Source organism: Psychrobacter sp., assembly GCF_041554015.1.
Taxonomy (GTDB): Bacteria; Pseudomonadota; Gammaproteobacteria; order Pseudomonadales; family Moraxellaceae; genus Psychrobacter.
Window position 1 is genome coordinate 1 of record NZ_JBFFMS010000007.1, and the last position, 20,213, is coordinate 20,213.

General features: G+C 43.8%; 18 protein-coding genes. 10 read left to right on the forward strand and 8 right to left on the reverse strand.

Annotated features, from left to right (window positions below; genetic code table 11):
- Positions 1-1,227 (forward strand): sensor histidine kinase (locus ABYU67_RS03490; RefSeq protein ID WP_372843625.1); only part of this gene is annotated, 1,227 nt, incomplete at its 5' end.
- 105 nt (positions 1,228-1,332) lie between these two features.
- Complete coding sequence (locus tag ABYU67_RS03495) at positions 1,333-2,007, forward strand: response regulator transcription factor (RefSeq protein ID WP_372843626.1); 675 nt, start codon at positions 1,333-1,335, stop codon at positions 2,005-2,007.
- 76 nt (positions 2,008-2,083) lie between these two features.
- On the opposite strand, the gene ABYU67_RS03500 is transcribed toward ABYU67_RS03495, so the two are convergent.
- The 4 genes from ABYU67_RS03500 to ABYU67_RS03515 all read right to left on the reverse strand — a co-directional run bounded on the left by ABYU67_RS03500 (position 2,084) and on the right by ABYU67_RS03515 (position 6,400).
- Complete coding sequence (locus tag ABYU67_RS03500; RefSeq protein ID WP_144296483.1) at positions 2,084-2,878, reverse strand: ABC transporter ATP-binding protein; 795 nt, start codon at positions 2,876-2,878, stop codon at positions 2,084-2,086.
- A 31-nt stretch (positions 2,879-2,909) separates the two neighbouring features.
- Positions 2,910-3,809 carry an ABC transporter permease gene (locus ABYU67_RS03505; RefSeq protein ID WP_372843627.1) on the reverse strand — a complete coding sequence of 300 codons (900 nt, stop codon included), beginning with the start codon at positions 3,807-3,809 and terminating at the stop codon, positions 2,910-2,912.
- A 373-nt stretch (positions 3,810-4,182) separates the two neighbouring features.
- Positions 4,183-5,211, reverse strand: coding sequence for an ABC transporter substrate-binding protein (locus ABYU67_RS03510; RefSeq protein ID WP_372843628.1), 1,029 nt, complete (start codon positions 5,209-5,211; stop codon positions 4,183-4,185).
- Positions 5,212-5,350: 139 nt separating this feature from the next.
- Positions 5,351-6,400 (reverse strand): ABC transporter substrate-binding protein, encoded by a 1,050-nt coding sequence (locus ABYU67_RS03515; RefSeq protein ID WP_372843629.1) that lies wholly within the window; start codon positions 6,398-6,400, stop codon positions 5,351-5,353.
- A gap of 422 nt (positions 6,401-6,822) precedes the next feature.
- On the opposite strand from ABYU67_RS03515, the gene ABYU67_RS03520 reads away from it, so the two are divergent.
- Positions 6,823-7,260: a hypothetical protein gene (locus tag ABYU67_RS03520; protein WP_372843630.1), complete on the forward strand. Its 438-nt coding sequence runs from the start codon at positions 6,823-6,825 to the stop codon at positions 7,258-7,260.
- A 109-nt stretch (positions 7,261-7,369) separates the two neighbouring features.
- Here the strand turns inward: ABYU67_RS03520 and metG are convergent, their stop codons facing one another.
- The gene (gene metG / locus ABYU67_RS03525) at positions 7,370-9,478 is read right to left on the reverse strand and encodes a methionine--tRNA ligase (RefSeq protein ID WP_372843693.1); all 2,109 of its coding nucleotides are present in this window, start codon (positions 9,476-9,478) and stop codon (positions 7,370-7,372) included.
- Between the two features lie 267 nt (positions 9,479-9,745).
- Positions 9,746-11,161 carry a GntP family permease gene (locus ABYU67_RS03530; RefSeq protein ID WP_372843631.1) on the reverse strand — a complete coding sequence of 472 codons (1,416 nt, stop codon included), beginning with the start codon at positions 11,159-11,161 and terminating at the stop codon, positions 9,746-9,748.
- Positions 11,162-11,519: 358 nt separating this feature from the next.
- Between ABYU67_RS03530 and ABYU67_RS03535 the strand changes: the two genes are divergently transcribed.
- From ABYU67_RS03535 to dcd, 7 genes are all read left to right on the forward strand, one after another.
- Complete coding sequence (locus ABYU67_RS03535) at positions 11,520-12,233, forward strand: CoA transferase subunit A (RefSeq protein WP_372843632.1); 714 nt, start codon at positions 11,520-11,522, stop codon at positions 12,231-12,233.
- A gap of 60 nt (positions 12,234-12,293) precedes the next feature.
- Positions 12,294-12,923, forward strand: coding sequence for a CoA transferase subunit B (locus ABYU67_RS03540; protein WP_372843633.1), 630 nt, complete (start codon positions 12,294-12,296; stop codon positions 12,921-12,923).
- A 61-nt stretch (positions 12,924-12,984) separates the two neighbouring features.
- On the forward strand, positions 12,985-13,785 hold the full coding sequence (locus ABYU67_RS03545) for a 3-hydroxybutyrate dehydrogenase (protein WP_372843634.1): 801 nt from the start codon (positions 12,985-12,987) through the stop codon (positions 13,783-13,785).
- A 174-nt stretch (positions 13,786-13,959) separates the two neighbouring features.
- Positions 13,960-15,300 carry a magnesium transporter gene (gene mgtE / locus ABYU67_RS03550; RefSeq protein WP_372843635.1) on the forward strand — a complete coding sequence of 447 codons (1,341 nt, stop codon included), beginning with the start codon at positions 13,960-13,962 and terminating at the stop codon, positions 15,298-15,300.
- A gap of 264 nt (positions 15,301-15,564) precedes the next feature.
- Positions 15,565-16,785, forward strand: coding sequence for an iron-sulfur cluster carrier protein ApbC (apbC, locus tag ABYU67_RS03555; RefSeq protein WP_372843636.1), 1,221 nt, complete (start codon positions 15,565-15,567; stop codon positions 16,783-16,785).
- Between the two features lie 168 nt (positions 16,786-16,953).
- Positions 16,954-18,096, forward strand: coding sequence for a DUF2804 domain-containing protein (locus tag ABYU67_RS03560; RefSeq protein WP_372843637.1), 1,143 nt, complete (start codon positions 16,954-16,956; stop codon positions 18,094-18,096).
- Between the two features lie 136 nt (positions 18,097-18,232).
- On the forward strand, positions 18,233-18,808 hold the full coding sequence (dcd, locus tag ABYU67_RS03565) for a dCTP deaminase (protein WP_102076576.1): 576 nt from the start codon (positions 18,233-18,235) through the stop codon (positions 18,806-18,808).
- Between the two features lie 87 nt (positions 18,809-18,895).
- Here the strand turns inward: dcd and ABYU67_RS03570 are convergent, their stop codons facing one another.
- Together ABYU67_RS03570 and ABYU67_RS03575 are read right to left on the reverse strand one after the other, a co-directional pair.
- Complete coding sequence (locus ABYU67_RS03570) at positions 18,896-19,336, reverse strand: ClpXP protease specificity-enhancing factor (RefSeq protein WP_372843638.1); 441 nt, start codon at positions 19,334-19,336, stop codon at positions 18,896-18,898.
- Between the two features lie 149 nt (positions 19,337-19,485).
- Positions 19,486-20,100: a glutathione S-transferase N-terminal domain-containing protein gene (locus tag ABYU67_RS03575; RefSeq protein ID WP_372843639.1), complete on the reverse strand. Its 615-nt coding sequence runs from the start codon at positions 20,098-20,100 to the stop codon at positions 19,486-19,488.
- Between the last annotated feature and the right edge of the window lie 113 nt (positions 20,101-20,213).

Here is a 20,213-nt window from a genome sequence, read left to right on the forward strand (position 1 = left end):
TGGCTACCACCCGAATCGAGTAGTAATGCTGAGCGTATCCTCTATGATATGAACCGTCATCCCGCCCAAAAGCAGCTGGGCGCGCATATGGTTGAATGGGTAAAGGCGCATCGATTGTGGATGGCGGTTATTGTTTTAATTATTTTGATATCAACAGTAAATTATGCGTGGATGAGTTGGCTGGCATGGCGACGGCGGCAAAAAATAACCCTGCAAAATCGATTGATTCGTGATTATGACCAGCAGCTACATCAATCAGAACGCTTCGCTGTCATCGGTGAGATGAGTGGTTCCATCGCCCATGAAATCAATCAGCCGCTGGCGACCATTCAAAATTATGCTCAAGGATTACTGATTCGCAGTCAAAGCAATCAAATTAGTCAAGGCGGTCAAGAAAGTACGAGTCTGGATAAAAACTCGGTAAATCGTTTGAATGTGCTAGAAAAGTCGCTAACTGATAAACAAGCCACTGACAAACAAGTGGCAGATAAACAAGCGACAGAAAGTGCATTGCAGCAAATTGTCAATGAAACCGAGCGGGTCGCGGCTGTTATCAGTAATATTCGGCGCTGGGCAGGGCGCTCACAGCCGGATGAAGTGAGGGTGGATATCGCCACTACCTATGAGCAGTGTATATTGCTGCTCGGTGAGAAGGCTTCAGCCATGAGTTTTTGGCTAACGAGCGACTATCCATCGTTGCAGTTGCCAAACCTAGTTCTTGACCAGTTATTGATGAACAGTATGGTAAACGCCGAGCAGCAAGGGGCGACGCAGATAATGTTACGTTATCAGGCAGAAGATTATAATGGCAAATCATATCTAGTATTGCATATGACCGATGATGCAGGCGGTTTTGATGAGGCGCAGTTGCTTGACCATAAACCGTTAGCTGGTAATAAGCAGCTAGTCGAGAGTAAATCACAGCAGCGTCTACCCAATCATTACGCCACCAAATCAACTAAAGCCAATGGTTTAGGTTTGGGTCTGATGATATGTCAGCGCTTGTGCAAGTCACTTGGCGGTATGATGCAGCTGAGCAATATTGAAGTGCAGAATGAGCTTAATACTATACAAGCGTTAGGTGGTTATCAGCAATGCTTTAAGCGTCACTTAAATGGTAAAGTGCGCTTGATAAAAACGGAAAACACTCATCCATTAGCAAACAGGGTAGGTGCGCAAGTGTCTTTTTATCTGCCGCTACATTTGGCTGATAATGCTGAGAAATAAAGCGATTAAAAGAGACAGTAAGCAAAAGTGAACGTAAGCATAAGAGAGCTATGAATAACCAAGCGCTTATAAATCTTGCAAATTCATTTAGTCATAAGGTTGCGTATGAATGCTCAGCATCATCTCAATAAGGACTTAAAATACTTAAATTCTCAAACAGCTGGTAATGGTTCAGCTGCTAGCGTTAGCGAACCTCTACTGATTCATATCATCGACGATGAAGAAAGCGTGCGTCATTCCTGTAATTTTTTAATTAGCAGCTTAGGATTGCCGACCCAAGTGTGGTCAAGTGCCCTGACTTTTTTGCAGCAAGTTGATATCTATTATCCCGCGGTGATCGTCAGTGATTTAATGATGCCAGCCATGAGCGGTCAAGCACTACAAGCGCACCTTAATCAACACGATAGCCCGATAGCGCTTATTGCATTAACTGGTCAAGGTGAGATTGCTGATGCTGTTAATATGCTCAAACAAGGCGCCGCTGATTATTTAGAGAAACCGATTAATAGTCACCGTCTCCAAGAAGCGCTTGCACGCGCCCAAGTATTAACAATCAAACGAGCTGAGCTTTATAGTATAAAAAAGCTCTATGCGCAGCTGACTGAGAAAGAAAAGCAGGTCGCTCATGAGCTGATGCAAGGTAATCTGAATAAAAATATCGCCGATCATCTAGACATATCGGTACGTACGGTAGAGGTACATCGCTCACAGGTGATGAAGAAAATGCAAGCGCAGCATGTCAGTGAATTGATTCAAAAATTGGTCATGCTTGATTCTTAAAAACTAAAACAGCCATAAAAAAACGCCTAAAGAGAAGGCGTTTTATTTTTAAATTCAAAATATTTTGCGAAATGAGTTAGCTTAATATCAAACTATCATCTTCGACCTTTTCACCGCGGGTTTGCTCAAACATATCCAGTAAATCATGCACGTTCATGCCTTTACGGATATCACCAGATACATCTAATACTACTTGCCCTTGATGAAGCATCACAGTACGCGTGCCATGGGCTAAGGCCTGCTGCATCGAGTGCGTGACCATCATCGTTGTCAGCTGATTGTCGGTAACGATTTTATCAGTCAACTCTAAAACAAACGCCGCAGTTTTAGGGTCAAGGGCCGCCGTATGCTCATCAAGCAGTAGAATCTTAGACGGTTGCAATGACGCCATCAGTAAGCTCACGGCTTGGCGTTGGCCACCGGATAACAGGCCCATACGGTCGGTTAAACGATTCTCTAAACCCAATTTTAAAACCGATAATTTCTCGCGAAATAAGTCACGGTTATTCTGATTAAGGGCAAAGTTCAAACCACGTTTGCCGCCGCGCTTATAGGCAAGCGCCATGTTTTCTTCGATGGTTAGCGCCTCACAAGTTCCTGCCATCGGGTCTTGGAATACGCGAGCGACCCAATGCGCGCGTTGGTGCGCGGTTTTTTTGGTGACATCAATACCATTTAACAAGATTGAACCGCTATCGACGCGCGTGGTGCCACTGACGGCATTTAAAAAGGTCGATTTGCCCGCGCCATTGGTACCGATGACGGTGACAAATTCACCATCGGCGATATTTAAATTGATACCGCGTAGGGCAGGGTTTTCAATTGGCGTTCCAGGATTAAAGGTCAACCGCAAATCTGTAGCTTGCATCATAATTATAATTCCTTATGGTTGCACATTGACATTAAGCCCGAACTTTACGACTTAAAAATTTATTTTTAGCTTTTGGTAAGACCAAGGCCAATACCACGAGTAGCGCGGTAATCAAGTTTAAATCTTGTGGACCAAATCCGATACTACGTAGCGTACTGCTTGATAGAGCCACCTGAATAAAGAGCTTATAAAGCACCGCACCAACGACCACCGCAAAGGTAATCAGCCAAATTCGCTTGGCAGGAATGATAGTCTCACCGATGATGACTGCTGCCAAACCAATGACAATCGTCCCGATACCAATTGAGATATCAGCGCCACCTTGCGTCTGCACAAAAAGCGCACCTGCTAATGCAATCAAACCGTTAGAGATTGCCATACCGATGATGGTCATCCACGAGGTATTGATGCCTTGCGCTTGTGCCATCCGCAGGTTTGAGCCTGTTGCGCGCATAGATAAACCGGTTTCAGTACTATAAAACCAATTCAAGAATAACATGGCGAACAGCACGACCACACCAATAATCAGACAGCGCATCCAATAGCCATTGCCATCACTGACCAAGGTACTAAATACCGTCGTTTCACCCAATAACGGCAAGTTTGGTGCACCCATAATCCGTAGGTTTATAGAATAGAGCGCAACCATCACCAAAATACTAGCAAGCAACTGCAAAATACCAAGCTTAACGTGTAACCAAGCAGTGACGATACCGGCAATGGACCCAGCTAGCATGCCAAAAGCACAGGCAAGCCATGGATTGACACCCGCGATGATAGAGATACCAGCGACAGCGCCACCCAGCGGAAAGCTACCGTCAGCAGTTAAGTCAGGAAAGTCGAGGGTACGAAATGAGATAAGGACGCCAAGCGCCACAAGGCCATAAATCAGACCACTTTCAAGCGCACCAAAAAAAGCAATTAAAGACATAAGAGATCAGTAAGTCATAACCAAGCGTTTAGCGAAAGAAAGTTGAAGATGAGTGATATATATAGCGTCATCTGCAAGCCAAACACTTAGGCGGTGAATTTAACAGATTGTATAATCTGCAGTTAGGGTAAAGCGCAACCGATCACTGTCATAAATGATCATAATCTTTGCTTATTGAAAGCCTTTAAACAACAAGCCCAGCCTACTGACACATAGCTGGGTTTTGTTTGTCACAATAACTCGTACCAATACATAGCAAGGTAACGCTAATGTAGACGATAACGAGTGCTTGCGCAATCAACATTATCGTCTACTTTCTACTCAATATTTAGGGTAGAGGCTAAGTATCACTACTTAGCGTAGAGAGTAAGATTTATTCTACCACTTCTTTTGCTTTATCAATAACGGCTTGCGGCAAAGTGATGCCTTGCTCTTTAGCATGTTTTGGACTGACATATAAGTCAAGAACCTTTGGTGTATAAACAGGAATGGCGCCTGCTTTTTCACCATTTAAGATACGTACAACGATTTTGCCAGTTTCACGACCTAGATCATAGTAGTTAACACCCAATGCTGCGATGGCACCGCGCTCAACTGAGCTGGTATCAGAGGCGATTAATGGAATCTTACTTTCTTTAGCGGCTTGATATAAGGACTCGTAAGCGGAGACCACATTATTATCGGTTGAGGTATAGATCATATCGACCTTACCTTCTAGGCTACGTGCTGCCATCGCAATATCAGTACTACGCTGTGCAGGGGCTTCGTGTACCTTGATACCAAGTGGTGATAGCTTCTCTTTTAGGTTTTTGAGGATAATCGTTGAATTGACTTCACCTGGGCTATAAACATAACCGACGTTTTTGAGGCTAGGAATAATCTGGCGCATCAGCTCGATTTGTGGCTCATAAGGAAGCGCGTCAGAACCCCCAGTGACGTTGGTACCAGAACCATCAAGCTTTGAAACCAATTTGGCTTCAACGGGATCGGTCACTGCTGAAAACACCAATGGAATACTGCTGGTTGCCGCAGCGACCGACTGCGCTGATGGCGTACCAATAGCGATGATAACGTCTGAGTTGTCTGCGACAAATTGCTTGGCAATCTGACCGGCGGTAGCGGTATTACCTTGTGCACTCTGGAAATTAACTTTTAGGTTCTCACCATCTTTAAAGCCGGCATCGTTTAGCTCATCGATCACACCTTTACGCACATCGTCAAGCGCTGGATGCTCAACGATCGCAGTAATAGCCACCGTTTTCATAGCAGTGCTGGTATCACTACCAGTAGTAGCAGCGCCATCCGTGCTAGCATCCTTTGCTGGCTGGTTACAACCGGTCAAAATTGCGGTACAAACACCGCCCCATAAAAGAGCTTTGGCAAAACGATTTTGATACAACATGGGTCTGACTCCTGAAAATAATAATGTGTCCGTACATTATATAAAAGATAAATAAAGGGTCTTGCGTACAGCCGTCATAAACAGTGTTTGTTATAAATTATAAGCTATCTACTGCATATTTACTCTTAGCTACCGGCGATTATTTGCTGGCAGCTTTTGCTTTTTCATCGACATTAATGGCATTTTTGAGCAGCTCATCTGACAATGTAACGCCTTGGGTTTTAGCATGTTTAGGGCTCACATAAAGCGTCAATTCATTCATCACTTCAGGCTTAACGCTGCTAACCGCCTCGCCATTTAAAATCCGATAAACCATCTTACCTGTCGTACGACCAAAGTCATAATCATTGACCCCAAGTGCCGCTGTGGCACCGCGCTGGACACTGAACTCATCAGAGGCAACGATAGGCAGCTTTAGCTCATTGGCAGCTTGCGCCATAGCCTCAAACGCTGAAGCAACATTATTGTCAAATGAGGTATAAATAATATCGGCGCGTCCTTGTAGGCTACGCGTTGCCATACCGATATCGGTTGGACGGTTAGCTGGAATATCCAATAATGATAAGCCACGTGCTGGTAGGGCTTTTTTGAGCTCCTCACGTAGTGATACAGAGTTGGCTTCGCCAGGACTATAGACATAGCCAATGGTTTTGAGGTTAGGTTTGATTTTTTGTAGCAAATCTAGCTGCGGCTCTAATGGCAGCTGGCTTGATAGTCCGGTCAAATTGCTTTGAAAGGGTTTGCCATCTTCTGTAATAAGCTTGGCACCTAGTGGGTCTGAGACAGCGGTATATATAATTGGAATGGTCGTGGTTGCAGCGACGATAGATTGTGCTGACGGGGTTGAGATAGCGACGATAGCATCAGGATTGTCACCGACGAATTGCTTGGCAATTTGTCCGGCGGTTGCGGTATTGCCTTGCGCACTTTGAAAGTTAACCTTTAGATTCTGACCTTCGACATAACCATTATCCGCAAGCTCATCAATAATACCGCGACGCATATCATCCAATGAGGGATGCTCAACGATCTGAGTGATTGCCAAGGTTTTGGCAGGTTTTTGCGCAGAGGTGGCACTGTCATCGGTAGTCGTCGCAGTGTCTGCAGGTTTGGAGCAGGCTGATAATCCAAGTGCGGCGCCCATCGCAGCACCAAATAGGCTAAAGCGTAAAGTAGTAGCAAAAATCATTTTATAGTGGCTCGTAGGTTAGAAAGTGCAGGTTACCCGAGTCAATGTTATGTGAATGCTGAGATAACGGGCTAACATCAAAGTAATCAATCCATTGATCATTACATCCATATTATGACAGTAATGTAACTTATCGCAATAAAAAATTAAAGCGTATTCGTCACCAGTGTTATTAAAGCAATTGTTAACTGTTTTATTCGGCAAAATCACCTTTATTTGGCAAAAATTCGCTTAAAAAACGCACAAACTAGCAATTCAGCGATTACAAACGCACTTTATAATGAACGTAAGCTAATTTTTATATAAAAGTTAAAGTGAGTCTGAAATCTATATCATTATGAATCATGTTGGCATTAGTGAATGTTCAACAGACTCTACCATCTACTTAATCTTTTTCAAATGAATATTTTAAGGACGATATTATGAACACTACTAATCTTAAGTTATTAACCATCGCTGGCATTACAGCGATCTCATTGATTTCCTTACCTGCTATGGCAAAAGATGGTCACGGTAATAACCATAGCAAGGACAAATCTGCGTATGTCATTAAAGATAAGTATGAACAAGTACACCTCAAACAGCATCAGTCAGAAAAATATAAATTTAAAAATGGTTATAGTAGCAACGCCAAACCTAATATCAACGCTTATCGCAATGCTAGCCCTAACGCTTCATTCAAGCGTGATCTCGATCAATACGGTTACAGAGTAGTTGGCAATATTGATAGAGATATTTATGATCGTTCGGTAATTTTAGACCGTTATGATGACCGCTACGTTCGTATCCGCACGCCAGAAAATAAAATTGTGACAGTGATTAATGACACGTTGCAGATCATTGATATCTTGACTAGATAAACAGCAAGCTTACTTTCTATTATTTTTAACATAAAAAACGGTCTATTTAGACCGTTTTTTGTTTTATTCTTTTATTATTTAATTAAATGACTTAATTCATTTAACGTTTTTAAGCAAGCGTATCACCGATGACGGCTTCATCAGGTAAGGTAATGACCACCAGACCTGTTTTTGGATCGCCTGAAGAGAGAATCATACCTTCTGATACGCCAAACTTCATCTTACGCGGCGCAAGATTGGTCACGCAAATAACCTTTTTATCGAGCAATTGCTCAGGCTCATAGAATTTACGAATACCGCTAAAGACATTGCGCGGCTGCGCTTCACCCACATCTAGAGTGAACTGTAGCAGTTTGTCCGCGCCATCGACATGGTTGCAAGCGATAACATGAGCCACTTTCATCTCGACCTTGGCAAAGTCCTCTATCCCGATATAGTCTGCTTGCTCTACACTTGCATTAGCGTCTTTCGCTGCTGGTTTCGTATTCTTGGTAGTTGCTTTCGCATCTTGGGTGGCGGCGGCTGCCGTCGTTACGCCTAACGAGGCTTTAGAATCCTCAACCATCGCTGCGATATCTTTTTCTTCAATGCGCTGCATCAACGGTTTGAACTTATTGATTTGATGCCCAAGTAGCCACTCATTGCGGCTAGCAAAGCTTAAACTCTCAATATTTAAGAATTCTTTGGCATTGGCGGTTAGCTCAGGTAAAACAGGTGCCAGATAAACCATCAATTGACGGAAGATATTAATGGCCACTGAGCAGACGTCTTGAACTTCTTGTTCAGTGCCTTCTTGCTTGGCAAGTGACCAAGGTTTTTTGTTATCGATATACTCATTGGCTTTGTCGGCACATTGCATAATCAAGCGCATGGCACGAGAAAACTCACGATTCTCATAAGCAGCCGCAATCTCATCGCCAGTTTTGGTGATGTCTTCTAATAACTCTGATTCAACGCAGGTCTCTGATAACATACCGTCGTATTTTTTAACCAAGAATCCAGCGCTGCGGCTGGCGATATTGACCACTTTACCCACGAGGTCTGAGTTGACCTTTTGCATAAAGTCTTCTAAATCGAGGTTAATGTCTTCGACTTTATCAGACAGTTTGCTGGCAAAGTAATAGCGCAGATATTCAGGATGCAGGTATTGGGCATAAGTGTCGGCTTTAATAAAGGTGCCGCGTGACTTACTCATTTTTTCGCCATTGACCATCAAAAAGCCATGAGCAAAGACCCCAGTCGGGGTACGGAACTCACTACCGGCAAGCATGGCTGGCCAAAATAGGGCGTGGAAGTAAACGATATCTTTACCAATAAAGTGATAAACCTCGGTTTTATGCTCGTTTTCTTGCATCCAGTAATGGTCAAAATCAAGCGCTTTATCAGTACCAGCACGTTTCTCACACAAGTTTTTAAAGCTTGCCATGTAGCCCACAGGCGCATCTAGCCATACATAGAAATATTTGTCTGGCTCATCACTTGGCGTATCAGGGATTTGAAAACCAAAGTAAGGCGCATCGCGTGAGATATCCCAACTGGTCAAACCGGCGTCAAACCATTCTTGCAACTTATTGGCAACTGAGACTTGCAAGCGATTGTCACTGCGCGTCCAGTCTTTTAAAAACTGCTCAAACTCTGGCAAATCAAAGAAATAATGCTTAGAAGTTTTAAGCACTGGCGTCGCATTTGATAAGGTAGAGTACGGATTTTTAAGCTCTGTCGCATCATAGGTCGTACCGCAGACTTCACAGTTATCACCATATTGCTCTGGGGCGGCGCATTCAGGGCAGGTGCCTTTGACGAAACGATCCGCTAAAAACAGCTGTTTTTCAGGGTCAAATAATTGCTCAACATCACGGGTAGAGATATGACCGGCATCTCTTAAACGACGGTAAATCAGCTCAGAGCAGGCTTGGTTTTCGTCAGAGTGGGTTGAGTGATAATTGTCAAAATCGATCAAGAATTTCGCAAAGTCCGCTTCATGTGCGGCTTGTACATTGGCGATTTGCTGCTCTGGGGTGATGCCATTGTCTTCAGCTTTAAGCATGATGGCAGTACCATGAGCATCATCTGCGCAAACATAAGTCACCTTATGACCTTGCGCCTTCATCGACCGCACCCAAATATCAGTTTGGATATACTCTACAAGATGCCCCAAGTGGATGTCGCCATTGGCGTAGGGCAGGGCACTGGTTACTAGAATCTCACGCACTTGCATCACCTATATTTTTATATAAACGGATTGATTATCAATAGAAATTGAAAAAGTGTGCCTATGATACCGTAATTCGGCTAAATTTGTGATATTCCTTATCAATTAATACGGCAATCAGCGCTATATAGCCTATAAGATGGCATTCATTCATCGCTGTGTATCATCGAAGCTAACATACTGAAACCTTATAAAACGCTCATAAAAAACCCCGCTAAGCAAAAGCTTAACGGGGTTTTTAAATGGAATCTATCACAGGCTTTACGGATTCAATTAGAACGACCCAAACAGTGTGCCTAAAGTAATCACCACTGTGACCGCAATCAATGGAATAATCATAGTGACCATTGCTAAGTTTAAGTAAGACTGTTTATGCGTTAGACCGCAAATCGCCAGCAAAGTAATGACTGCCCCGCTGTGCGGCAAGGTATCCAAACCGCCTGCTGCCATCACCGCAACTCGGTGCATCAGCTCTGGATCAATACCGGCAGCTACGGCCATTCTTAGATATTCTTCACCAAGCGTCGATAGGGCGATACTTAAACCACCAGACGATGAACCCGTAATACCAGCCAGCGTGGTCATAGCGACCGCTTCTGATATAAGAGGGTTACCAGGTGTTAGGTTCAAGATGCTGTCACGAATGAGTAGAAAGCCTGCCAATGAAGCGATTACTGCACCGTAACCGACTTCCGATGCAGTGTTAAAAATCGGCAACATCGAATCATAAGTACCACGGTTGATGGTTTTTTGAAGATTGGTCCAATGTCCGAGACGAAGAACGATTAGAACAATACAAGCCACAACCAATGAGATAATAATTGACCATAGCCCTAGTGACCCTGCGATATTCAAATCTGGAAACTGGGTTTGAAGACCACTAAAGTCCATTGACGGAAAAACAACGTACGTAAGCAGAGCGTTCAAACCAATAACCAAAAATAATGGAATCATCGCAACGGTAAATGAGGTGTGATGGGTGCTGAGCAAATTGGTCTCTGCTGCGCCTCCACCAACGCCGCCTACATCGCTCTCATCATGCTCGCCATAACCTTCGCCCGCGGCATTGGCCTTTCTAGCGCGCGACTGTAGCCACAACCAACCACAAACAAACATAATGGTACCGCCAATAAGACCCAAAATAGGCGCAGCAAAGACGTTGGTATTGTAATAAGGAATCGGAATGGCGTTTTGAATGGCAGGCGTGCCCGGTAATGCGGTCATCGTAAAGGTAAATGAACCCAGCGCAATCGCTGCTGGAATCAAACGCTTAGGAATATCAGCAGCTTTAAACAAATCTTTAGCGATTGGGTAAATGGCAAATGCTACAACGAACAGCGATACACCACCATAAGTCAAAATACCGCAGACTAAGATAACGGATAAAATCGCTTTACTGGCACCAAGCTTTTCGACCACGGTTTTGGCAATCGCCGTTGCCGCACCAGAGTCTGCCATCAAACGCCCAAATAATGCGCCCAATAAAAAGATAGGGAAGAATTTGAGTAAGAAGCCACTCAATGCGCCCATAAATACATCGGTATAGGCAGGAATACTGCTTAAGAAATCACCTGAAAGCAGTACGGCTAAAGCGGCCATAATCGGTGCTAAAATCAGTACCGAATAACCGCGATAAGCAAAGAACATCAAGAGTAATAAAGTAATAATAATAGCAAGTGTGCTAAACATGACCGCCCTCCTTGGCTAAGTTAAGCCTGAGAGTATGCAGGGACTAGGGAGATAGGTCAATAAAATTAAACATAACCCCTTATTCAACGTATTTTATCAAACATTATTCTAGATAAAGGAGAAAGCGATCTCTCACACATCGTATAAGCTATGTCAGCTTGGATACGCTTCGTATTATTCTCTAGTCGCTAGGGCAATTATATGTTAAGTTATTACCACTTTACTCTACATTTTATAGTGATATAAAATGTATTGTTTTAAGTATAAGACCAATTAATAATCTGGTGTTTGCTTATATGAGCAAAATCCATAATGAATCAATGTAGATAATAAAAATGTGACCTGCAAGGAGATAAGCATGAGTCAATCAAAGGTATATGACAGCGCTGAAGCGGCGCTGAGTGGTATTGTGTCTGATGGACAAACACTGGCAATCGGTGGTTTTGGTCTGTGCGGTATTCCTGAAGCCTTGATCAAGGCCTTACGGGATAGTGGTGTTAAAGATTTGACCTGTATCAGTAACAATGCTGGTATTGATGACTTTGGCTTGGGGCTACTGTTACAGACACGCCAGATTAAAAAAATGATCTCATCATATGTGGGCGAAAATAAAGAGTTTGAACGTCAGTATTTGGCAGGCGAGTTAGAGGTTGAGCTGACCCCGCAAGGCACACTTGCAGAAAAACTGCGTTCAGGCGGTGCCGGTATCCCAGCGTTTTATACCGCAACGGGTGTCGGCACTCAGGTCGCTGAGGGCAAAGAAACCCGTGACTTTGATGGTCGCACCTATGTGCTTGAGCATTCATTACGCGCCGATGTCGCCCTAATTAAGGCGCAAAAAGCGGACAAAGCGGGTAACCTAATTTTTAATAAGACTGCCCGTAACTTTAATCCAGACTGTGCGATGGCAGGTAAGATTACTATTGTTGAAGTTGAAGAGATCGTAGAAACAGGTACCTTTAATCCCGATGAGATTCATCTGCCGGGTATCTTTGTGCAGCGTATCGTATTGAATAGCAGTCCTGAAAAGCGTATCGAAAAAACCACGACTAAAGCAGTCGAAAGCGCTTAGTTCTTGGAGCTGTAAAAAAATTAATAATACTAGAATATCGTAAAAATTAAGGAAGTTAGCATGGCATGGACAAGAGAGCAGATGGCACAGCGTGCCGCACAAGAGCTACAAGACGGTTATTATGTCAACTTGGGTATCGGTCTACCGACCCTCGTTGCAAACTATATCCCTAAAGACGTCGACGTTTGGCTACAGTCAGAAAATGGCTTATTGGGTATTGGCGAGTTTCCTAGCGAAGAAAACGTCGATGCAGATTTGATTAATGCCGGTAAACAAACCGTCACTGCCGAATCGGGTGCCAGTTATTTTAGTAGCTCAGAGTCGTTCGCCATGATTCGTGGCGGTCATGTTAACCTTGCGATATTGGGCGCGATGGAAGTCTCAGAGCAGGGTGATTTGGCGAATTGGATGATTCCCAAAAAGATGGTCAAAGGTATGGGCGGCGCGATGGATTTAGTCGCAGGTGTGCAGCGCGTGATTGTGTTGATGGAGCAAGTTAACAAACACGGCGAGCCAAAAATCCTTGCCAATTGCGAGCTACCACTGACGGGTAAAGGGGTCGTTGATCGTATCATCACCGAGCTTGCAGTACTTGATGTGACTGATAAAGGACTAAAACTGGTTGAGCTTGCCGATGGTGTTAGCTTCGATGAGTTACAACAGAAGACGCCAGTGACCATTATTCAATAAAGAATCTTGCGAGGCGCTAGTCTACATACATGCTCAATATTTTTATGATTAAGGACAATATATGGCGACCCAATTGCAACAGGATTTGACTGGCAAGGTGGCATTGGTCACAGGTGCTGCTAGTGGTATCGGACGTGATATCGCTGAAACGTATGCTAAGGCTGGCGCGCTAGTCGGTATTGCAGATATCAATATTGAAGCGGCTCAAAAAACCGTCGATGCTATTGAAGCCGCAGGCGGGCGTGCCCTTGCGATAGCGATGGATGTAACGTCTGAGGCGGCTGTTAATGATGGCATACAAAAACTGGTCGATACCTTTGGCGGTCTTGATATTCTAGTATCTAACGCCGGTATCCAAATCATTGATCCGATTCATAAAATGGCGTTTGAAGACTGGAAGAAAATGCTCGCCATTCATCTAGATGGCGCGTTTTTGACCACCAAAGCTGCCGTACAACATATGTATGAAGGTGATAAAGGTGGTACAGTCATTTATATGGGTTCTGTGCACTCGCATGAAGCGTCATTATTTAAAGCGCCTTATGTCACTGCCAAGCATGGCTTGCTCGGTCTATGCCGCGTAGTGGCAAAAGAAGGCGCTGCCCATAATGTACGCTCACATGTCATATGCCCAGGATTTGTCAAAACGCCTTTGGTCGAAAAACAAATCCCGCAGCAAGCCGCTGAAAAAGGCATCACCGAAGAGTCTGTGATAAATGACATCATGCTCGTTAATACGGTTGATAAAGAATTTACCACGGTTGATGATATTGCTCAGTTGGCTTTATTTTTAGCAGCCTTCCCAAGCACTGTCTTTACCGGACAGTCGATTGTTGCAAGTCACGGCTGGTTTATGAATTAACGATACAGATTAAAAACGTGCTTGATCTACCAGCTTAATTGTATGAGCTTGCTAAAAAAGATCGACTAGAGTTTAGCTTTATAGTAACTAGAGCCAAATAGTAACCAGAGCCAATGATATTGGCTCTTTTTTTATGAGCGCTTGCTTTATAAGTTTAGGTATAGAGGTAAGGTGATGAATAATAATGATATGGCAGTAAAGCTCAGCGGTGCCATTGAGCAACAGGATTTTAAGCGAGCGACTGAAGCTGTACAGGCGTTACGTCCTATTGATATTGCTGATGTGATAGCACTGATTAAGCCCAAACTTGCTTGGCAATTATTAGAGCATCTGCCCAATCGCTCGACGATATTTGCGTATCTAGATACTGATATTCAAGTGGCACTGGCTTCAGTATTTCCTCGTGCTATTTTGGCGAAGATTGTAGGCGAGATGCCATCTGATGAGCGTACAGATTTATATAAGCATCTAAGCCAAGAGCAGCGTGATGTTTTATTACCGGCATTAGCACAAGCAGAACGTGAAGATATTAGGCGATTATCCGCTTACGAGGAGCGTACTGCCGGCGCCCTTATGAGCTCTGATTATGCGACATTACAGGCTCAGATGACCGTATCTGAAGCGTTAGATGCACTACGATTAGAAGCACCGGATGCCGAAACCATTTATCATACCTATGTGATTGACAAAATGCGTCAGCTGCTAGGTGTGGTGTCGTTAAGGGTGCTGATTTTGGCGCCACCAGAACAGCTTATAAAAGATATTATGCTCAGCTCAGTCATCTCTTGTGAGGTAAATGACGATCAAGAGGACGTCGCAAAAACCATTGCTCGTTATGATTTGATCTCATTGCCCATTATCGATGCCAGCGGTGCATTGGTCGGTATTGTTACTCACGATGATGCCATGGACGTCGCTAGTGACGAAGCCACCGATGATTTCCATAAGTCGGGTGGGGTGTCGACCGTGATAGGTCGTTTAAAAGACGTCAGTGTCCGAGTTCTATACCGTAAACGGGTATTTTGGCTGGTGTTTTTGGTCTTTGGCAACTTACTTTCAGGACTGAGTATTGCAAATTTTGAAGAAGTAATTGCTGCAAACTTAGTATTGGTGTTTTTTTTACCATTGTTAGTTGATAGTGGCGGTAATGCTGGCTCGCAGTCAGCGACATTGATGGTAAGGGCATTAGCAACGGGCGATGTGGTGATGCGCGATTGGTTTTCGCTACTGGGCCGAGAAGCAATCGTTGCTTTAATGCTAGGTGCGACCATGGCCGTGGCAATCTCAATCATTGGCTATATTCGCGGTGATGCCATAGTTTCGCTGGTATTGGCAATGAGTATGATGTCTGTGGTGATGATAGGCTGCGTGATTGGGATGAGCTTGCCCTTTATATTAAATAAGCTTGGCTTTGACCCCGCTACTGCCAGTGCGCCCTTGATTACCTCTGTGTGTGATGCGTCGGGGGTACTGATTTATTTGTTTATCGCCTCTCAGTTTTTGTCCATTGGTTAAAGAGGTTTATAAGAATCATCAGGTAATGATACAGTCGCTTTGATGTAAAAACTCATCCTTGTCTCGTGTCATAAAATAATTCATCGATATTATTTGATCTTGAAAATACCGCAGGTTCAAAATGGTCCGCAAAACGCTGTCCTACTGGCATCATGGTTTTTTTATCCTTGCAATTGAGCTACACTAATACGATAAAAGGTTTGACTAAAATTGCGCAGCATTTTTTAGCATACCAACCCACTTGTATAGGCAGTCACGGTCGCTATGTTTAACTTTATGAAGAAAAAACCCACCGCACAAACAGAAACGCCAGAGCAAAAAGCTGCGCTTGATAGCGCTGTTGATAAAGTGCTGCTCGGTTATCAGGTTGGTAATAGTAGTATTGCTACTATGGTCACAGGTCTTGAGCGTAGTGGTAGTCAGCTAACATTAGACTTACGCCTACCACATGAAAGCGATCCTGAGGTCATTCAGCAAGCGCTTGGTCAACTATTGCAGCCGCATGGTATTCATACCATTCATATGAATGTACGGATACCAGCGCCGATGAAAGGTGATGGCTCAAGCTTGCCAAAAGCAATGCCAAAAACCACCAATGCGATGGACAGTCACAGTAAACCTGCTGCTAACACCAATGCAGAAAATGCTGAGCCACCTATTACTAAGCAAGCTCCTACCCAAGCGTCATTAGCCGCGCATCCACGTATTCGCCATATCATTGTGGTTGCCTCTGGTAAAGGCGGCGTAGGCAAATCGACCACCACTGTCAATATCGCTTTGGCATTACAAAAGCTTGGCAACCGTGTTGGGGTATTGGACGCGGATATTTATGGTCCTAGTATGCCTGCGATGTTAGGGGTCGATGGTGTCAAACCTGAGCTTGAAAACGAGCAGTTTGTGCCTATCAATGCCCATGGAATGGCGATGCTGTCGATTGGTAGCTTACTTGATGGTGATAATACGCCTGTTGCATGGCGCGGTCCAAAGGCCACTGGCGCGCTGATGCAGTTATACAATCAAACCAATTGGCCACAGTTAGATTACCTTGTGATTGATATGCCGCCAGGTACCGGTGATATTCAGCTCACCCTTGCTCAGCGTATTCCGGTGACGGGCGCTGTTATTGTGACGACGCCGCAGCATATTGCGTTACTTGATGCCCAAAAAGGCATTGAGATGTTCAACAAAACCAAGATCCCTGTGCTTGGTGTGGTTGAGAATATGGCGCTCCATACTTGTAGCAACTGCAATCATACCGAAGCTATCTTTGGTACGGGCGGCGGCGAAAAAATCGCTGAACAATATCAAGTGCCATTATTAGGGCAGTTGCCACTTGCCAGTGGCATTCGTGCACAAGTAGATAAAGGTGAGCCAAGCGTCTTAGCGGATGATGAGTTTGCGTCCTACTATCTAAGCATTGCCAAAAATATTGAAACCAATATCGATAAATTTGCCAAGCCGGTCGATGATAAGCGTATTTTTTAGTGGCAAAGCTTCATTGTTAGGGCTAGGGCGCTAGAATACTCGGAGTCACAGTGTTCTGATGTTTAATGGGCTATTGTTTGCTATTATAAGAAAAGTAGTAGCAAGTGATAGCCATTACATAATAAACACCTTAACTCTTGGTATAAATTTGGCTAGGATGCCACCCTTATGAATCAAAACAACAACAAACAAGCTCAGCAATACTTTTCCGATAGAGTGAAACCATTGAGGCTTGAGCAATTAATCCGAAACGGTCAGCCTCATTTCGGTGTTTTTGTCCAAGTCAAAGACATCAACTATTTAGATTATCACAGCCACCTTATCTCACAAAAATCTCTGCCCAATTGGCGTAAATACTTAAAAGCCAATCAATTCTGTTTTATTCAAATTATTCAGCCGCCTTATCGAGTCTGCTTGGCTCTGGCGACCATTAAGCTTGCGAGCAGTGCCTTTGTTTATCTTTATAACGATGAAACAAATCAAATAGAGGTGTGTGAAGCTTTACAGCCTTTGATGCATCAAACTCACTTAGAAGGTGACTGCTATCAAGGGCAGATGGCATTTAGACATAACAATCTAACATTGACATTGGATTTTACCCCATTACAAATCAACGCTGCGCTAGACAGTCAGTATCTGGCGATTGAAGCAACATTACAGCGGCAGGCGCAGCCACTCGCTATCTGTACACCGACTGGCAGGCGTGGTTGGACTTTTACGCAAAAAGAGCCGCCGACCAAAGTCGCAGGTCACTTAGCTATTAAAGTCAATTCAACGTTTAATAACGAACAACAAGCTCAAAAAATAGCATTTAGCGATAGTACCATTGCCAATCTCGATTGGACACTTGGCTATATGCGTCACAAGACCAATTGGTTTTGGAGCTGTATTAATCGCTACTTACCAGATGGTCGTCATTTTGCTTTAAATCTAGCAATGGGCGTCAATGAAACAGGCGCTAGTGAAAACGCTTGCTGGCTTGATGGGCAGATATATTACTTACCGCCTGTGATGTTTGTTCGTGATGCTTTAAACTTGCCGCCTGCTCAGCAAGACAGTGTTGCTGATAATTTAGAGGACACGCCGCAGCCTTGGCGCATTTATCATCAAAACCTTGGCTGGAGCAATGTCGATATCGATTTGACCTTTACACCGATAAGCGTTTATAAGAAAACTGATAACTTTGGTGTGCTTGCCAGTATATTTGAGCAGTGGCTAGGTTTTTATAGTGGTGAGATTCGTCTACAAGATAAAGTGATTAAGCTTAATAAGGTGATGGGGCTGGCAGAAGACCATTTTGCAAAATGGTAGGCGTGGGTTGTGTTGATTGTAGATTGATATTAAACGCAGGCAAGCCTATAAATTGAGCGTTCATTTCCGTATAATCGACGCTATCAAAATACGGTTCAAACCATCACCATCATTTAATATTTGCTAAGGAACAACAATGTCTATCAAATCTGACCGCTGGATTCGTAAAATGGCTGAAGAACACGGCATGATTGAGCCATATGAGCCAGGTCAAGTACGCTTTAATGACGCAGGCGAGCGTTTGGTCAGTTATGGTACTTCAAGCTATGGCTATGATGTACGTTGTGCCCCTGAGTTCAAAGTTTTCACCAATGTCCATTCAGTGATTGTGGATCCTAAAAACTTTGATGAAAAAAGCTTTATTGATGTTATCGGTGATGAGTGCATTATTCCGCCAAACTCGTTTGCATTAGCGCGGACAATGGAGTATTTCCGCATTCCACGTGATGTATTGACTATCTGCCTTGGTAAATCAACCTACGCCCGCTGCGGTATCATCGTCAACGTCACACCACTTGAGCCTGAGTGGGAAGGGCACGTCACTCTAGAGTTTAGTAATACTACCAATTTGCCAGCCCGTATTTATGCCGGCGAAGGCGTTGCACAGATGTTATTCTTCCAAAGTGATGCGGATGACGTCTGTGAGACCAGCTATAAAGACCGCGGCGGTAAATACCAAGGTCAGCGCGGCGTGACTTTACCAAGAACCTAATCGTTTAAGGTTATCACCACTTTTTGGCTGACAATAAAAAAGCTGAGCATATTAAATATGCTCAGCTTTTTTGTACGATATATTTTGTTATTTTAAGACTTTTAAACCCGCTTTATTATCGCGTTTAGGCTTAGGAGCGGCAACGTTCGTTTTAGAGCTGCTACTCGCAACAGCGTCGTCCTCAGGCACATAATTGTCATATTCATTAGGGTCAAAAAACATCCCTTGAGAGTTCTCTTTGGCATAGATACCCAGCACTGCCGTTAGCGGCACCCAAATCTCTTGTGACACCCCGCCAAAACGCGCGCTAAAATGAATGTAGTCATTTTCCATGCTCATATTACCGGTCGCACGGCTGGCAATGTTTAAGACGATACGACCATCTTGCACATGCTCTTTTGGAATCTGTACATTATCAGCAGTGGCATCAACCATTAGATAAGGCGTAAGCGCATTGTCTTCTATCCACTGATATAGCGCGCGTACCATATAGGGACGTGTTGGAGTAATAGAGGTGGTTTCGCTCATCTGTTGATTTCCTATCATAAAATTATTAAGTAATGATTAATAAAATATTTGCCGCAATCTTTTAGTGGTTGGGAGTTTTTATAAAGACACAGCAAATATATCATTTTTTAGCAGCGTCTATTTTAGGGCAGTCATCAGGTTTTGTCTAATTAGCGCACGCTTTTTTGAAAGCTATCGCGCTCAAAAACGCGTTTTTGGTAGTCAAATAAAGGGCGACTGATAGCACGCGGTAATTCAATACCCATCTCTTCCAAACGCCATAATAATGGCGCTAGCAAGACATCACACCAGCCAAATTCATCTGCCATAAAATAAGACTTGTGCGCAAATAGCGGGGATATAGTAATGAGCGAATCGCTCAGCTGCTTTTTGGCGATAGCTGCTTGGGCTTTATTGAAGCTATCTGGATGCGTAAGCAAGCGTTTACCGAGAGCTAGCCAATCACGCTGAATACGCCATGCTAGTTGGCGAAACTGCGCTCGCTCTTGCGGCGTCTCAGGCAATAATTTATTGGCATGGTAACGCTCTTCAAGATACTCAAAGATAACGTTAATTTCATACAGCGCAATCTCACGCTGCTGCAACACAGGCAGGGTATGATAGGGGTTTAACTCAGTTAAATCTTCTGGACGCTCAGAATGCAGCCGTGATAAGTAATAATCGAGCTTCTTCTCTTCAAGCAATAGGCGCACTACATGACTGTCGTAGCCGTCATCAGCGTATAAAATTAGCTGACTACTTGGAATGTCATTCGCATCAATCATGAAAGCCTAATGTTAATAGTAAAGCCTGTCATCGTAAACAATGTTGCTGTGTTTATCAAGGTGATGTACGTAAACATTAGGCGGCAGCCTTACTTTAAGCTCATATTTTAGTA

Bases quoted from the DNA above. Each gene is read 5' to 3' on its own strand.
- ABYU67_RS03495 (WP_372843626.1), top strand. From the start codon at position 1,333: ATGAATGCTCAGCATCATCTCAATAAGGACTTAAAATACTTAAATTCT.
- ABYU67_RS03500 (WP_144296483.1), bottom strand. From the start codon at position 2,878: ATGATGCAAGCTACAGATTTGCGGTTGACCTTTAATCCTGGAACGCCA.
- ABYU67_RS03505 (WP_372843627.1), bottom strand. From the start codon at position 3,809: ATGTCTTTAATTGCTTTTTTTGGTGCGCTTGAAAGTGGTCTGATTTAT.
- ABYU67_RS03510 (WP_372843628.1), bottom strand. From the start codon at position 5,211: ATGTTGTATCAAAATCGTTTTGCCAAAGCTCTTTTATGGGGCGGTGTT.
- ABYU67_RS03515 (WP_372843629.1), bottom strand. From the start codon at position 6,400: ATGATTTTTGCTACTACTTTACGCTTTAGCCTATTTGGTGCTGCGATG.
- ABYU67_RS03520 (WP_372843630.1), top strand. From the start codon at position 6,823: ATGAACACTACTAATCTTAAGTTATTAACCATCGCTGGCATTACAGCG.
- metG (WP_372843693.1), bottom strand. From the start codon at position 9,478: ATGCAAGTGCGTGAGATTCTAGTAACCAGTGCCCTGCCCTACGCCAAT.
- ABYU67_RS03530 (WP_372843631.1), bottom strand. From the start codon at position 11,161: ATGTTTAGCACACTTGCTATTATTATTACTTTATTACTCTTGATGTTC.
- ABYU67_RS03535 (WP_372843632.1), top strand. From the start codon at position 11,520: ATGAGTCAATCAAAGGTATATGACAGCGCTGAAGCGGCGCTGAGTGGT.
- ABYU67_RS03540 (WP_372843633.1), top strand. From the start codon at position 12,294: ATGGCATGGACAAGAGAGCAGATGGCACAGCGTGCCGCACAAGAGCTA.
- ABYU67_RS03545 (WP_372843634.1), top strand. From the start codon at position 12,985: ATGGCGACCCAATTGCAACAGGATTTGACTGGCAAGGTGGCATTGGTC.
- mgtE (WP_372843635.1), top strand. From the start codon at position 13,960: ATGAATAATAATGATATGGCAGTAAAGCTCAGCGGTGCCATTGAGCAA.
- apbC (WP_372843636.1), top strand. From the start codon at position 15,565: ATGTTTAACTTTATGAAGAAAAAACCCACCGCACAAACAGAAACGCCA.
- ABYU67_RS03560 (WP_372843637.1), top strand. From the start codon at position 16,954: ATGAATCAAAACAACAACAAACAAGCTCAGCAATACTTTTCCGATAGA.
- dcd (WP_102076576.1), top strand. From the start codon at position 18,233: ATGTCTATCAAATCTGACCGCTGGATTCGTAAAATGGCTGAAGAACAC.
- ABYU67_RS03570 (WP_372843638.1), bottom strand. From the start codon at position 19,336: ATGAGCGAAACCACCTCTATTACTCCAACACGTCCCTATATGGTACGC.
- ABYU67_RS03575 (WP_372843639.1), bottom strand. From the start codon at position 20,100: ATGATTGATGCGAATGACATTCCAAGTAGTCAGCTAATTTTATACGCT.